Source organism: Terriglobia bacterium (genome assembly GCA_020072565.1).
Taxonomy (GTDB): domain Bacteria; phylum Acidobacteriota; class UBA6911; order UBA6911; family UBA6911; genus JAFNAG01.
Genome location: JAIQGI010000055.1, coordinates 1 through 12,943 on the forward strand (window position 1 = coordinate 1; position 12,943 = coordinate 12,943).

Below are 12,943 nucleotides of genomic sequence, written 5' to 3' on the forward strand. Positions count from 1 at the left end.
TCCTTGCCGAGGAGTACCGCATCCAAGTCAAAATCTATGCCCGGGCCGGTGGTTCCTACGGAACCTACCGTCCCTACAAAGCGCCATGGAGCTCCTCTTGTATCAGAGTCCGTCGGGTATTCCAAATAACGTATAGGTAGGTCACGTTTACACCTTCCCTGGTGTCATAGGGAAATCCTGGATACAACCTCAGGATCGCGGCCACGCGCTCGAAATTCCCGAACACTGGGCCACCCTTGGCGTAGTCGTGATTCTTGTCATGGTGCAGCCGGGCTTCCTCGATAAGCAGGTGTAAGAAGCGCGGGTGCCCATTCGGATATAAGGCACGCAACTTATCGAGCCCGGCCTGTTCCAGCGACATGGTCTCTGATGCCTCATTGGCTTGCTGAGCCTGCTCATTTGCTATGTTCGGCAAGTCGATCTGCTTGCCGTGAGACTCGGCAGCGGCCTGCTGTCCTTTCCTCCTTCTACTCGTAGCCACTGACAGCAGCCTCCTCCCTTTCAGTCATCTCGATGAACTTGTTGAATTCGCGCAAGAAGCGCAGCCTCACAGTCCCGGTCGGGCCGTTGCGCTGTTTCCCGATGATCAGCTCGGTGTCGTTGGCAGGATCGTCCTCGTATAGGAAGATCACGGTATCGGCATCCTGTTCGATCGAGCCGGACTCCCGGAGATCCGATAGCTGCGGTCGGCGCCGCCCGCCGGATGATTTCTCCATCGCCCGACTCAGCTGGCTGAGAGCAATAATGGGGATCTTCAGCTCCTTCGCGAGCGTCTTCAGGCCCTTCGAGATCTCGGTGATTTCCTGAACCTTGTTCTCGATCCGCCTGCCAGCTGACATCAACTGCAGGTAATCGATGACGAGCAGATCGAGCCCGTGCTGCATTTGGAGTTGACGTGCCTTGGATAGCACTTCCATGACGGACACGCCGGCAGTGTCGTCGATATGCATTCGCGCTTCGGCAATCCGGGCCGCTGCCGTGGCGATCTTGCCCCAGTCGTCTCGCCCAAGGAATCCAGTGTTCAACCGGTGAGCCTCTACGTCGGCTTCGCCGGCCAGCAGCCGCTTCATCAGCTGCTCCTTGGTCATTTCCAGGCTGAAGACGCCAACGGAACGGTGGCGGCAGAGCGCGACATGCGCAGCCACGTTGAGCGCAAGCGTGGTTTTCCCCATTGCGGGGCGGGCAGCCAGGATCACGAGGTCGCCCGGCTGGAATCCCGCCGTCAGTTTGTCGAGGCACGGAAATCCGGATGGAACTCCCGTGATGGTAGACTTTTTCTCAGCCTGCTCCTCGATTGCTTTGTAGACGCGCCCCATCAGCGACGCTGTCGATTCGAACCCGCCCCGGAACGCCTGGCCTGCTATCCGAAACAGGCCCTGCTGCGCAGCGTTCAGGACCTCCTCGGGCGTATGCTCACCGGCGAAGCACTTCTGGATCGCCTCGTTCGCAACCTGAATTGTCCGCCGCAGGGCGGACTTGTCTTTGACGATCCGGGCGTAGTGCTCGACGTTGAGCGCTCGTGGCATCCCATCAGTCAGCGAGGCCAGGTACACAGCCCCGCCGGCCTTGTCCAGGGCGTCCATTCTTTCGAGTTCGTTCTTGACCGTAATGATTTCGATCGGTCGGCCTTGAACGGCCAAGACGCTCATTGCCTCAAAGATGCGACGGTGAGCTTCAGGGTAGAACTCCTCGGGCGTGAGTAGCGCGCGGGCTGTGTAGATCGCCTTGTCGTCAAGAAGCGCGACGCCCAGGACCGCTTTCTCGGCATCGAGACTGCACGGGATGGACCTGTTTTCCGACGGCTTGAATTTGGTTACGCTCACACAGCCTCCGATATCTTCTTCACTTCGTCCATCGAATAGGAAGCGTGCTGGTCCATTTTGTTGACTTTGCCTTCGCAGAAATGGATGGTGAAACTCCCCGTGTACTTGCGATCTATCAGCTGCCTGATCATCGCTGCGATCACCACGACAGCCTGGCCAAACCGCAGACAGTGGCGGTAGCATTTGTCTTTTTGCTCGGTTTCCATTGAGCCCCCTACAGCACTTTGATTACCGGCTTGCGCGCGTAGTCCTGGTAGATCCAGACTTCCTTGGTGGCTCCCGGCGGGATGCCGTCGAACATTTGGATTTGCTCTCGTTCATGCAGCCGAGCATCCTCGTTCGTTTTCACCTGCACCAGACGGATCCCCTGGCGACCTATCGCGATGATATCGAGAAGCCCAAGACTCCCGGCGCTCCGGGTGCAGTGATATCCAGCATCCTCGAGCGCTCGAATGGCTTTGTGTTCGTTCCGCGTACCTTTTCGCTTGGCGTTTACTCTCTTCCGTCTCTCGCTCATCCTTCCGCCTTCCTCTGCCAGATAGCTGCCTCGAATCCGGCCTTGTCCGTGCAGGATGCTGTCGATGCTGGATCCAATTCGCCGCACGCCCTTCAAGCCGGGCAGGTTGCCGATCAGTATCAATGCACAACACCTGCGGTTACTGGCCACTCGTCTGCGTTCAACGACTGCAGAGGTGGTTTCAACCGCGGCCAAGATTGCGGGATCGTCTTGGCTTTCCCGGCAGGGCATGAGCAGCGGAAATTCACAATGCGCCATTCCTTGCTCGGATACTCGGCGTCTAGGCTTACGATCCGCCGGGGATCCGACAGCTTGTAGAAGGGAACTACCGGATCATCCGGTGCCGGCTCGCTGCCAGGAGCGGCCTTGGTCCGAACATGGAGGCGCCCATCGCCTTGGCAAATCTCGCAATGGCTCCAGTCGAACTTGTGCTCAGGAGTCGGCGGCGTAGCGGTATTGGCACCCTGGGCTGGCTGGATTGGATTTATGGCGCCGCGTCCCTTGTCCTGCTCCCTGGAAAGCCAGATAGTGATAAATCGCAGAATTCCTTTGGGCGTTTTCCGGCGGTTGGGGTTGGCTATGCACCAAGCCCGCATTTTCCTGAGCTCCTGCATGACATCAACAGCCGGGAAGAGATTGGACCACTCCGAAATATCTGCCTGGGTGATGTTGCGTTCGTTGCCGCTAACAAGTGGAATCGAGATGACGGTGGGCGAGGACGCTTTGCGCTCCGAGCATACATCTCCTTCCTTTCCTTTCCCTTCCTTTCCCTTCCCTTCCCCTTGAGCGCTATCAAGTGGCGTGGGGCACGCGTCAGCCACGCGTGAATTTGGGTGGAATGCCCCAAGATCGCTGTCCAGCGTCTTGTTTTCGGCTGCTTCATCCCGTCGCGTGCCGCACACGTCAGAAACGCGTGAAGCACGCGTGAACCACGCGCCGAGTATCGAAGCGGCTTCCTCGCTGCACCGGAACCAATCCCCGTGGTTGCGATGGCCGATGAGCGCCCGATATATTTCAGCTTCCAGGTTTTTGTCGCCCAGGATGTAATCAGCCAACTCGATAGGGCACGCCGACATCGCCCGGATGTCTCTCAGCTTGCCGTCAATGTTGCGCGACCTGCCAATCTTGAACGCCTTCGCGTGCGGAGAAACGATAAGGTAAACGAATGTCTTTCCGTCCGGAATCCCTGGCTGCACTTCGGGGCCATTCGGACCAGGAAGCTTGCTGTCCATTTCCCTGTTGTTAATCGCTTGATGTTCCGCGAATGTTGGGATAGCCCCGTAGGGCTTCCCTCCAACGAAGAATTTGAAGATAAAGCCAGCCGCGTGCAACCCATCCAGGACCTCCTCAAAATCCAGTTCGTCGTACGGCAGGACGTCGAGCTTGATCTCGTTCGGACGCCACTTGAAGCGCCCCTCCCGGTCGGCCACGGTAAAAAGCCCAATGAATGCCAGTCTGAGCGGGAGCCCAGACTCCCTCTCGGCCTGGTACAACTCCTCATGCTTGAACAGCTCTGGTTTGACCGTTCTGATGCGAGCCATCGATAAATCCTCCGGTAAGAAAGAGTCGGTTTGAATCATGACGACACACCTCCGTCCAGAGCACGGTCTCGCCGGTCCGCGCCAAAAAAGCACGACCCGACAGGCCTACACACTGCGGGTGCGAAAACAGAATGCAATCGCTACAAAGTTCTCAGTTGGGGGCGAAGACGCCTGCGGCCGTAAGTTTCGCGGCACGAGTTGCGGCGTAAAACGAACGAAATAACCGCCAAAACACAGCGGCGATTCGGTTCGTTTAGGGCTGATTCGAGAAGCCTCCAACTTTGAATTTGTCAGAAATTTGTCAGACAAGTCGAAAACGGCAGACTTCGACCTGCCGGCTGAGTTGCACTACTCAGCCGTAATACAATGATTTTGATATATTTGGAGGAAAGAAAAGGTGGTCGGGGCGAGAGGATTCGAACCTCCGACCTTACGGTCCCGAACCGTACGCGCTACCAAACTGCGCCACGCCCCGTACAGAGTCAGCGAAGAATCCTAGCGTAAATTCTTCAGCCGATCAACCCAATTCCGGGCAGCCGGAACCGGCGGAACAGGCGCGGCGGATCTTTCAGCAGCGAATCCACCATCGCATAATCCGTCTGATCCCGCTGCAGAGGAGTCACTGAGATGTAATGTTCCATGATGGTCTGGAAATCGGCAGGAATCTTTGACTTGTGTCGATCTTCGACGATTTCCGGATCAGCGGTCGCGGCCTCGTCGCCCCGGTCGAGAGAGTTGAAGTGAGGGAACCGCTGCGAGCAACCCTGGCGCGTGATCTTCACCCCGCGGATTCGGCGCACCGGGATATTTACGTTCAGACAAAGGCCGCTGCCGGACCTTCGCTCCAGGATGGTCATGACGAGTGTTCTGACAAACTTCGCCCCCTTTTCAAAGCGAATGGGGCTTTCGTCATAGGCCTGAGATACAGCAACAGCGGCAATGCCGCGGTGGGAGGCTTCGCGCGCCGCGGCGACCGTACCTGAATACATGATATCGTCGCCCAGGTTGGCGCCATGGTTGATGCCCGAAATCACCAGATCGGGTTGCACCGTCAGAACATTCGCCAATGCATAAATAACGCAATCGGCAGGTGTGCCGTTGAGGGTGAAGTAGTTGGGGCGGAGCTGCCGCAATTCCAACGCGGTGCGGAGGGTCAGGCTGTGGCTCACAGCGCTGCGTTCCCGGTCGGGAGCCACTACCACGGTCTCGCCCAGCCCATCGAGACACTTCTCGAGAAGCTTCAGGCCTTCCGCGTCTATACCATCATCGTTTGTGAGGAGAAATAGAGCCACGATAAAAAATATGGTCGGGACGAGTGGATTTGAACCACCGACCACACGCACCCCAAGCGTGTGCGCTACCAGGCTGCGCTACGTCCCGACCGCCAAGCTGCACAGTATCACTCGCGATCGAGCAAAGTCAATATATTCTCCAGCTCCTCGCGGACCTGATTGAGCCGCTGCGCAGGAGCAGCTGGTGCGGGTTTCGACGGTTTGGCGACAATCTCGCGGCGTGGCTGCCCGAGCGCCGCCGCATCCCTTGTCCCGCGCGCAAGTTGCCTGCGCGCCCCGGCGATGGTAAATCCTTCGTCGTACAAAAGCCTGCGAATGGTCAGCAGCAGTTCGACATCCTTGGGCCGATAGGTTCGCTGCCCGGCCTTGTTCTTCGGCGGCGCGAGACTGGGGAACTCGGTTTCCCAATAGCGCAGGACATGCGCCTCCACCCCGACAATGTCGCAAACTTCGCCGATCCGGTAGTAGAGCTTGCTGGTAGTGAACTGCATGATAGTCAGAGCGATTTAAGGTATTTGGAAGGTTTGAAGACCACCGCCTTCCTGCCCCGGATAACGATAGCATCCCCTGTGCGGGGATTTACGCCTCTTCTGTCCTTCCTTTTCACAATCCGGAAGCAGCCGAATCCGCTGATCACGACTTTTTCGTCCTGGACCAGCCGCTTCTTGATTGTTTCAAGGATCACGTCTACGATCTTCAGCGCGTCTGTGTAGGACATGCCCCCGTGAATGTCGTGAACCGCCTTGCTGAGGTCGTCTTTGTTCATTCTGGCTCTGGAACCAGCCGGTTGGGATCGACGCAACTCCATTATACTAGTGTTGCACTCCGCTGGTGTCAACAGACCTCCAAAGGTGGTTCAAGATCAGGCGATAATCCTAGCGCCTGCGGGGAGGCTTGGTACGCTGCCGGATACGTATCGGCGTGCCGCCGAATCCGAACCGTTCCCGGATCTGGTTGATGAGGAAGCGTTCGGTCGAAAAGTGCAGCGGTTCGCGGCCCGTCGTAAACACCACGAAGGTGGGCGGGGAGGAGCGTGCCTGCGTGATGTAGCGTATGTTCAGCTTTTGCCCGGGATTACTCGAAGCCCATTTCTCGGTCAAATCCGGCGCAAATATATTGTTCAACAACCCGGTCGGGACGTGGATTTTCCGGGCCTCCGAAGCCTGCTGGATCATATCGAAGAGCTTCGAGACGCGCTGCCCCGTCAGGGCGGAAACGGTCAGGACGGGAGCGTAGGCCAGATACTTCATGCGCCGGCGAATCGCCTCCGTGAACTTCTCGACGATGTGCTCGTGCTTCTCGACCTTGTCCCACTTGTTGAGCACGATGAGGACGGAACAACCCGACTCCTCGGCGTAACCGCCGATCGCCGCGTCGAGCTTGGTTACGCCTTCCTCGGCGTCCAGTACCAGGAGCGCCACCTCTGCATACTCCAGGTTTTTGCGCGCCATTACGACGCTGACCTTCTCGGTCCGGCCCTCGGTCCGGCCCTTGCGCCGGATGCCCGCCGTGTCGATGATCCGGTAGCGGATACCATCGCGGATCAGCAGCGTGTCCACGGCATCCCGGGTCGTTCCCGGAATCTCGCTCACAATCGTCCGTTCCATACCAAGCAGGCGGTTTACCAGCGCCGACTTTCCCACATTCGGGCGCCCGACCACGGCGACGGCAATCTCCTCCGCAGGCGCCGGTGCCGGTTCGAGAGAACCATCACCGGCGCGCGCGGCGATCGCATCGAGCAATTCTCCAATGCCCCGCCCATGCTCCGCCGAGACGGCGAACAGCTCTTCCGCGCCCCAGGCGTAAAACGCCGCCGCTTCGGCTTCGAGCGCGGGCACGTCGATCTTGTTTACGACAACCCAGATCGGCTTTCCCGACCGGCGCAAGATGGGGAGCAGCTGCTCATCCGGCGCCGTCACGCCCGCGCGGCCATCCACAAGGAGCAGCAGTAGACTCGATTCGCGGATGGCCTTCTCGACCTGTTCGAGGATTTTCCGCGGAATCATGTCCTGCACGTCCGGGATCGCGCCACCGGTGTCCAGGATTTCAAAGGTCCGGCCGGCCCACGTGGCCGTTCCATAGATGCGGTCGCGCGTGATGCCCGGCTCGTCGCCGACAATCGCCTTGCGCGTGCCGCACAGCCGGTTGAAAAGAGTGGACTTGCCGACATTGGGCCTGCCGACGATGGCTACTCGAAACATGTTCGCTGGGCTCCGGCCCAAAGAATAGGGATCGGTGTCCCGGCGGTCAAGATCAATCCACGACCGCAGTCGTCCGACCTCAGATTTCCGATTTCCGAGTTCAGACCTCCGGTCCAAGGAGGGTTTGGTGAAATTACGATTTCTTCCGGCCGGAGGCCGGAGGCCTGATGTCGAAGGTCGGACGACTAGACGGGAACGACTAGAGGGAAAGAGGCGTGCGAGAGCGTGACATCGATGGGAAGTGTTCCGATGGGCTCGCCATCCGTTTGAACCCAGAGCCCACGAGGACCCTCGACCCTCAAGGCCGGCAGGCGGCGGCGCTGAACGCAAGAAGCCGGACGAGGTCTGCCGAGCCAGGCGGAAAAGATGAAGCGGAAGTGTTCGATACCGGGTTTCCCACGCAGGATGAGTATGTCGAGAAGGCCGTCGCTCATGTCGGCTTCAGGGGTAAACACCAGGCCGCCGCCGTAACAACGAGTGTTGGAGATAAGACACGAGGTCGCCTTCAGAGTCTCATCCGGCGCGCAGACGGAAAACTCTGTAAATGAATAGGACAGGAACGCGCGCAGACTCGCAAGATAGAAGGACGCGATGCCCAGCCTCCTCTTGTTCGGGCGCATCCTGGAGACCACGTAGGCGTCAAGACCAATTCCGGCCATTAACAGGAAGCGGTGCTGCTGCCTCCCCTGCAGAATGCCCAGGTCCACCCGCCTCACCACTCTCTTCAGAGCGATGTCGAGAGCTTGAATCGGATTCAGCGGCAAGCTCAGTTCCCGGGCCAGGACGTTGGCGGTGCCTGCCGGAATCATGGCCACCGGAAACGGGGGTTCAGGAACGCTCGAGAGAACCTCATTGAGGGTGCCATCACCTCCGCAGACGGCAAGCAGATCGGGCTGCCGGTCGAGAATCTCGCGCGCAAGGACGCCCGCGTGCCCGGCGCATTTCGTGGCCTGCATCTCCACTTCCCAATCGGCGTGGGCCCACGCCTGGATGTGGCGCTGCAGCTGCTTGCAGGCCCGGCCACCCCCGGAGATCGGATTGGCAATGATGGCTAGTTTCAAGGTCTGCCTTCAAATGCCCGGTGTTGATCCTGGATTGCGGATTTCACGACTCCAGAAATGCAGTCGATGGCAGGCGCCTTCAAATCCAAAATCCGCAATCCGAAATCGTCTCCCCCGCCCAACACTCAGAAACTGAAAAGCACTCCTCCGCTGAGTTCGAACATGTTCACGGAGTGAGAAAAAACGCGTGTCGCCGTGTATCCGCGGGCATCGATACGCAGGCCTACCGGACCGAACAGCTTGGGGAATTTCAATCCGCCGCCGTAATTGACGGCGAACTTGGTTCCAACGGGCAGGTTGTCTGAGCCGTACTGGTGGATCAAGCCCAGACCGGCGGTGACATAAGGAACGGCCTTCCCGACAGGAATGTTCGCGAGCAGGTTGGAATTGAACAGGATTCCTCTTGCGCTGGCAACGCCGGGCACGTCATGCGGAAACAGAAAGTCATTGCTGAAGGCGAGGGTATGCTCAAGCTTCAAAAAAACGGCGAAACCAGTGCAGAGCCGCACGCCGAAGATCGGCCCCCGATCCAACGATGTGGGAACCCCATTGACTGAGCCGTTGCCAGGGAAAACTCCGCCCAGGAAAGCCGTTATCTCCTGTGCCTGTGCCGCAGATGCGAGCAGAAGCAGGCCGGCGAAAATAAAGAAGAACAACCGTATGGTTTTCATTTCGAAGTCGGTCCTCCTGCGATAGCGGGGTTAGCAGCACTGGCAAGGTCCGTCCCGCCGTTTGTGAGCTGGTCCAAACGGCCGCGCAAGTCATTACGCAGTGCGGCAAAACTGGCCATCAGGTTCGCCGCCACCGGCGGAGCATCCGGAACGATCTTCTTGGTCGGATTGATGTATCTTCCGTGCTCCATCACACGAAAATCAAGGTGGGGTCCCGTGGCCAGCCCGGTGGCTCCCACATTGCCGATGCGCTCCCCTTGCGCCACCTGCTGGCCGCTGTGGACCAGGATACGGGACAGATGGGAATACACAGTCTCCAAACCACCGGAAGCATGGCGTAGACGGATGCTGTTGCCGAAGCCGCCGTCCCATCCGGCAAATACGATTCTGCCCGAAGCCACGGCGGCGACAGGCGTTCCGACCGGCGCAGCGTAGTCGACGCCCAGGTGGGGCCGCACGATCCTCAGGATCGGATGCAGACGGGCACCGGAAAACCGCGATGAGATGCGCGCGGCGAAATTCAGAGGGGATTTGAGCAGCGACTTTTTGAGCGACTTTCCGTTGCTATCGTAAAACTCGTTCTGAAAACGGAAGGCGGCGAGACGCTTCTTACCGACGCTGAGTTCTGCAGCCAGGATATTGACATAACGGTCGAATTTCCCGTTCAGATACTTCTTTTCCAGCAAAATCCGGAAGCTGTCACCCTTCTGGATGTCGGTATCGAAATCCACGTCCCAGGCGAAAATGTTGGAAAAATCACCTGCAAGATTCTCACGCTCGCCGGCTTCAGTCATGGCTACAAACAGGGAGTTTTGGATGACGCCATTGACCGCGACCGTGCGAAGCTCAAGGTCGAATTTCTTAACCAGCGGGACAAACTTGTCTCCGTCGCGATAGACCGTGATCCAGCGATCAGGATCGATGCGATAGCGGAACTCGTGAAACGCACCATCCGGGTAGAGATTGCCCTGAAACTCCTCTCCGGCGACCACCTTGGTGCGCGGCCAGACAGGACGCGCCATCTTCACCAGTTCAATGACCTGCTCCTTCGTCAACCCGTGGCGCATGAGGGCATTGGTGATCGTTTCGTTCTTGCGGAATTTGTCGGAAAACTCGATGAGCTTTGGTGCCGCGGGCAGGCTGGGAGCGTGTGGAACCGAGATCGCCGACAGCACGGGCGGGGCAGCTTTTCCGTGCTCCAATACGCGGTAGCCGGCCGCGCCCACCAAGGGGAGCAGGAAAGCGAGGAGGACCACACACAGAGATCGTCGCTCTACGATTATGTATGATTTGCCGGGCTTTCTGTCAAAACTCAAAGCCAACTCCCTTCGCACGGCGAGGTCGGGTATTGCGCCGGCTAGGACTGGCGGCCATATCTGCGTTTGAGACGCCGCTCCACAATCGGTGGAACCAGCCCGCGCACGGACCCTCCGAGCGCCGAAATCTCTTTGACAAGGCGTGAACTCAGGTACGAATACGCTTCCGCCGGCATCAGGAAAACGGTTTCGACCTTTGAAGAGAGCCGCCGGTTCATCAGCGCCATTTGCAGCTCGTATTCATAGTCGGAGATCGCACGGATGCCGCGCACGATCACCGATGCCTTGATCTGCTGGGCGTAATCGACGAGCAGCCCGCCGAAGGTGGTCACCGAAACGTTCGGCAGATCGTTGACTACGTTCTCCAGCATTTCGACCCGCTCTTCGATGGAAAAAAACGGGACCTTGTCGGTGTTGCTCAGGATCGCGACGACGACATCGTCAAATAGCGCCGCGCAACGCCAGATCAGATCCAGGTGCCCGTTGGTGACAGGATCGAAAGTCCCAGGATAGACCGCTCGAATCTTCATGCACAATCCGCTATCGACAGGCCCTCAAGAATGACTGGTCTCAGGTTTGAGGTGCCATTATATGGGGTACCCGTACGCCAATTCAAGGAATCCAAGAAAATCTCAACGCGGAAGCCACAGAGGGCGCAGAGAGATCTTCATGATATTCTCATCGTCCTCTGCGGCCTCGGCGTTGAGATTTTGTCAGTTATGCCATTAAAAGCCTCGCAGGGCCGGCACGCAGCGCCCGCTGCAGAAATCGTTTCAGCCGCCGGAGACCCTGCAGCCTCCGGTGCCGAAGCGTTGAATAGGGGATATCGTGCTCCACGCCTGCGTCGCGAATGGACTCGATTGCCGGGTCCATCACCGTCAGGCGCAGCGCCTCGTACTGCTTGACCGGAAGCCGGGCTAGGCCCTCATGGAGGAGAGTGAGCACGCGCGCGTTCGATTGCAACTCCTCCTGGTCCGCCAGCAAGCATAGCGGTTCCCCGCAATTGGGCGCTGGCAGCAGATGTTCATGCAGCGGGCGATACTGCCGGCGATTGCGCTTGCGCGTGTGATAGAGCTCAATGGCCGTGTTGCAGATGATGCGCCCCAGATACATCCTGGCCTGATCGGGTGAATAAAAGTGCCGGTCGCGCACAAGCATTTTCAGCACCGCTTCCTGCAGGACGTCCTCGGCATCCGCCCGGTTTTCCACCATCCTCTGGACGAACCTGAGCCACCTGCCCCGATGATGGAGCATCAAGCTTTCCACGATGGCTGAGAGGTCCATTTTCCCGCAATCGCCGGCATCCATGATTTCTTGGCTCAAAAGCTCCATGGACCGTTAGATAGAGAGGGACGGTCGTCGCGTCAGTATTGTTTCGGGTGGGCCGCTGCCATTTCAGGGAATTTGAGCGGGAGAGAATGTGATCAGGGGGGAACCCGTCAGAAGCAGAGACCATCTCCTCTACCGCGAACTCCTTTTCGCCATGGAGAGAGCCCGGTCGCGCCTCGCAGTGGCGATCGCTTCGGAAAGCAAAGCAACGCCGCGCGAGCGCTGGCGCCAATATCTGGAAACAGAGGACCGCATGCGCAAGTGCGTCAGGGAAATCCGCCGTTATTACAGCCGGAATTATGGAAGGCGGTTCTGCTGGCCCCAGGTCCTGGACCTGCTGAGGGAGCCCCTGCCCGCGGAGGACCGCAAGTCCAGGGGCGAAGCCCAACTACTGCACCAGCGCCTCTCGGAAGTCCTTCAGATAGTTGAGAATCGCAAGAAGGAAAGTGACGAGTACTGAGTGGAAAGTTGAAGTTCTATTCGGACATTACTGTCATACGTGCACTCAACCTCTCCGAAGCTCTCCGGCCTGCATGGGGCGGGAGAGATGAAAGGGATGGGTAGTGAGTCACGAATGATGAGGGGGGCGGGGCTTGATCCGCACGCTACTGTTATTCGCAAGCCGGCACTCAGCACTCGGTCCTTTGGTAAAAGCTGAGACACTTGTCACTTTGGTGCACGGTACGGACGCGCCGGAAACCGAGCCCCGATTCCGGCAGCTCGGCTCTCCGGTGGTGTTCGACCACGACTTGCGATTCCGGCATGGAGATGCCGACGCGGAACAGGGTCTCGAGCAGGTCGCAGTAGGGGCCCCACTGATAGGGAGGATCGAGAAAGGTAATATCCGCCCGGAAGCCTTCGCGAGCCAGCGCGCGGAAGGACGTAAAAGCATCTCCATGGAGGATGCGGTATCCGGAGGTGACGCCGCACAAGTCGGCATTCTGCCGGATCAGCTGCGCACCCTCTTGGCTCGCCTCGATGAAAACGGCTTCCTGCGCGCCCCGGCTGATCGCCTCGAGCCCGATTGCCCCGGTGCCGGCGAAAACATCTAGAACGATGGCTCCGCTGACTCGGGTTCCGAGAATGTTGAACAGTGTTTCCTTGAGACGATCGCCGGTGGGGCGCAGAGCCGCGCCGCGGGGGCCCTTCAACCTTCTTCCACGAAACCTGCCGGAGATGATGCGCATGATGC

Annotated in this window: 16 protein-coding genes and 2 tRNA genes; 1 reads left to right on the plus strand and 17 read right to left on the minus strand. The window is 58.6% G+C overall.

All coding sequences use genetic code 11. The features are described 5' to 3' along the window. Positions 1-73: 73 nt before the first annotated feature. From LAP85_24440 to LAP85_24515, 16 genes are all read right to left on the minus strand, one after another. Positions 74-481 (minus strand): hypothetical protein, encoded by a 408-nt coding sequence (locus LAP85_24440; protein ID MBZ5499561.1) that lies wholly within the window; start codon positions 479-481, stop codon positions 74-76. Beyond that, on the minus strand, positions 468-1,823 hold the full coding sequence (gene dnaB / locus LAP85_24445; protein MBZ5499562.1) for a replicative DNA helicase: 1,356 nt from the start codon (positions 1,821-1,823) through the stop codon (positions 468-470). Before dnaB ends, LAP85_24440 begins: the two co-directional genes overlap by 14 nt. Beyond that, positions 1,820-2,029 (minus strand): hypothetical protein, encoded by a 210-nt coding sequence (locus tag LAP85_24450; protein MBZ5499563.1) that lies wholly within the window; start codon positions 2,027-2,029, stop codon positions 1,820-1,822. The genes dnaB and LAP85_24450 overlap by 4 nt, the downstream gene beginning before the upstream one ends. A gap of 8 nt (positions 2,030-2,037) precedes the next feature. After that, positions 2,038-2,463 carry a hypothetical protein gene (locus LAP85_24455; protein ID MBZ5499564.1) on the minus strand — a complete coding sequence of 142 codons (426 nt, stop codon included), beginning with the start codon at positions 2,461-2,463 and terminating at the stop codon, positions 2,038-2,040. Beyond that, complete coding sequence (locus LAP85_24460) at positions 2,460-3,881, minus strand: GIY-YIG nuclease family protein (protein ID MBZ5499565.1); 1,422 nt, start codon at positions 3,879-3,881, stop codon at positions 2,460-2,462. The genes LAP85_24455 and LAP85_24460 overlap by 4 nt, the downstream gene beginning before the upstream one ends. Before the next feature lie 398 nt (positions 3,882-4,279). After that, positions 4,280-4,356 (minus strand) — tRNA-Pro (locus tag LAP85_24465). Positions 4,357-4,390: 34 nt separating this feature from the next. Beyond that, positions 4,391-5,218, minus strand: a complete 828-nt coding sequence (gene surE, locus LAP85_24470; protein ID MBZ5499566.1) for a 5'/3'-nucleotidase SurE — start codon at positions 5,216-5,218, stop codon at positions 4,391-4,393. Then, positions 5,185-5,261: transfer RNA gene (locus tag LAP85_24475), tRNA-Pro, on the minus strand. Before LAP85_24475 ends, surE begins: the two co-directional genes overlap by 34 nt. Before the next feature lie 19 nt (positions 5,262-5,280). Continuing rightward, on the minus strand, positions 5,281-5,664 hold the full coding sequence (locus LAP85_24480) for a MerR family transcriptional regulator (GenBank protein MBZ5499567.1): 384 nt from the start codon (positions 5,662-5,664) through the stop codon (positions 5,281-5,283). Between the two features lie 5 nt (positions 5,665-5,669). Next, positions 5,670-5,939 carry an HU family DNA-binding protein gene (locus LAP85_24485; protein ID MBZ5499568.1) on the minus strand — a complete coding sequence of 90 codons (270 nt, stop codon included), beginning with the start codon at positions 5,937-5,939 and terminating at the stop codon, positions 5,670-5,672. A gap of 109 nt (positions 5,940-6,048) precedes the next feature. Then, entirely contained in the window at positions 6,049-7,374 is a 1,326-nt protein-coding gene (gene der / locus LAP85_24490; protein ID MBZ5499569.1) for a ribosome biogenesis GTPase Der, read from the minus strand. A gap of 185 nt (positions 7,375-7,559) precedes the next feature. Beyond that, positions 7,560-8,435 carry a diacylglycerol kinase family lipid kinase gene (locus LAP85_24495; GenBank protein MBZ5499570.1) on the minus strand — a complete coding sequence of 292 codons (876 nt, stop codon included), beginning with the start codon at positions 8,433-8,435 and terminating at the stop codon, positions 7,560-7,562. 125 nt (positions 8,436-8,560) lie between these two features. Then, the gene (locus tag LAP85_24500; protein ID MBZ5499571.1) at positions 8,561-9,106 is read right to left on the minus strand and encodes a hypothetical protein; all 546 of its coding nucleotides are present in this window, start codon (positions 9,104-9,106) and stop codon (positions 8,561-8,563) included. Further along, positions 9,103-10,422: a M23 family metallopeptidase gene (locus LAP85_24505; protein ID MBZ5499572.1), complete on the minus strand. Its 1,320-nt coding sequence runs from the start codon at positions 10,420-10,422 to the stop codon at positions 9,103-9,105. The genes LAP85_24500 and LAP85_24505 overlap by 4 nt, the downstream gene beginning before the upstream one ends. 41 nt (positions 10,423-10,463) lie before the next feature. Next, on the minus strand, positions 10,464-10,952 hold the full coding sequence (coaD, locus tag LAP85_24510; GenBank protein MBZ5499573.1) for a pantetheine-phosphate adenylyltransferase: 489 nt from the start codon (positions 10,950-10,952) through the stop codon (positions 10,464-10,466). Positions 10,953-11,139: 187 nt separating this feature from the next. Beyond that, entirely contained in the window at positions 11,140-11,745 is a 606-nt protein-coding gene (locus LAP85_24515) for an RNA polymerase sigma factor (GenBank protein ID MBZ5499574.1), read from the minus strand. Positions 11,746-11,842: 97 nt separating this feature from the next. On the opposite strand from LAP85_24515, the gene LAP85_24520 reads away from it, so the two are divergent. Further along, the gene (locus LAP85_24520) at positions 11,843-12,211 is read left to right on the plus strand and encodes a hypothetical protein (protein MBZ5499575.1); all 369 of its coding nucleotides are present in this window, start codon (positions 11,843-11,845) and stop codon (positions 12,209-12,211) included. A gap of 169 nt (positions 12,212-12,380) precedes the next feature. Here the strand turns inward: LAP85_24520 and rsmD are convergent, their stop codons facing one another. Beyond that, positions 12,381-12,938 carry a 16S rRNA (guanine(966)-N(2))-methyltransferase RsmD gene (gene rsmD / locus LAP85_24525; GenBank protein ID MBZ5499576.1) on the minus strand — a complete coding sequence of 186 codons (558 nt, stop codon included), beginning with the start codon at positions 12,936-12,938 and terminating at the stop codon, positions 12,381-12,383. Positions 12,939-12,943: the final 5 nt, after the last annotated feature.

Excerpts from the sequence above, each read along its gene's own strand:
- LAP85_24480 (MBZ5499567.1), bottom strand. The coding sequence starts at position 5,664 with ATGCAGTTCACTACCAGCAAGCTCTACTACCGGATCGGCGAAGTTTGC.
- LAP85_24460 (MBZ5499565.1), bottom strand. The coding sequence starts at position 3,881 with ATGGCTCGCATCAGAACGGTCAAACCAGAGCTGTTCAAGCATGAGGAG.
- rsmD (MBZ5499576.1), bottom strand. The coding sequence starts at position 12,938 with ATGCGCATCATCTCCGGCAGGTTTCGTGGAAGAAGGTTGAAGGGCCCC.
- der (MBZ5499569.1), bottom strand. The coding sequence starts at position 7,374 with ATGTTTCGAGTAGCCATCGTCGGCAGGCCCAATGTCGGCAAGTCCACT.
- LAP85_24500 (MBZ5499571.1), bottom strand. The coding sequence starts at position 9,106 with ATGAAAACCATACGGTTGTTCTTCTTTATTTTCGCCGGCCTGCTTCTG.
- coaD (MBZ5499573.1), bottom strand. The coding sequence starts at position 10,952 with ATGAAGATTCGAGCGGTCTATCCTGGGACTTTCGATCCTGTCACCAAC.
- LAP85_24485 (MBZ5499568.1), bottom strand. The coding sequence starts at position 5,939 with ATGAACAAAGACGACCTCAGCAAGGCGGTTCACGACATTCACGGGGGC.
- LAP85_24450 (MBZ5499563.1), bottom strand. The coding sequence starts at position 2,029 with ATGGAAACCGAGCAAAAAGACAAATGCTACCGCCACTGTCTGCGGTTT.